The following is a 550-nucleotide window of genomic DNA, read 5'->3' as shown; positions in this document are numbered from 1 at the left end:
TACCGGCCCACTACGACGAAGAAACCGGAAAGTATGTGATCGATGTCCCGTTCCCGTGCAAATTTGACGTGGAAAATAAAAAATGGCTGTACGACCAGCCGGATACATGGGAAAACGTGATCGCACGTTTCAAAAAACGGGGGCCAAAAAATCAGGAGTTTGTCGCCCGCATTCAAAAAGGGAAACAAGAATTGGAAGAACTCCGTAAAGAGGTGGGATAAATGGGCAAACGATATGAATATGACGTGTTCACCCGTATCAAGCGTGGAGATGACCTTGTGCATGTCGGTACGGTAGAAGCGGAAACGGACGAACTGGCGCAAGTGTATGCAACATTCACCTATGACGAAGAAGACTGGGCGGAGATGTGTGTAGTTCGCAGGGGCCTGCTCAACTGGGTCAGGAAGCCGGTAGGATTATTCGAAAAGGAAGGGGTGAGGACCAATGGCTAAACAAACAGCAGGATTGCAGGCGTTTGTCGAACTGATTGAAGCCGTCGCCGACAACAAGTATGTGCTGGGCGACCGCCTGGTCGAAGTAGGGATTAGCG

The 550-nt window shown here is 50.2% G+C and carries 1 protein-coding gene and 1 pseudogene; both read left to right on the top strand.

The genetic code is table 11. The features are described from left to right. Positions 1 to 221 (top strand): annotated as a pseudogene (locus tag ACFO8Q_RS00390) (phenylacetate-CoA oxygenase subunit PaaI); the annotation flags it as partial. Further along, positions 222 to 452, top strand: a complete 231-nt coding sequence (locus tag ACFO8Q_RS00385; RefSeq protein WP_380023433.1) for a hypothetical protein — start codon at positions 222 to 224, stop codon at positions 450 to 452. It abuts the pseudogene before it with no gap. Positions 453 to 550 lie beyond the last annotated feature (98 nt).

It is taken from the genome of Effusibacillus consociatus (assembly GCF_042652925.1).
GTDB lineage: Bacteria > Bacillota > Bacilli > Tumebacillales > Effusibacillaceae > Effusibacillus > Effusibacillus consociatus.
Note: the sequence above shows the minus strand (reverse complement) of the source record. Positions and strands in the feature narration are given on the sequence as shown.

Coding starts and splice junctions, on each gene's coding strand:
- ACFO8Q_RS00385 (WP_380023433.1), top strand. CDS start 222: ATGGGCAAACGATATGAATATGACGTGTTCACCCGTATCAAGCGTGGA.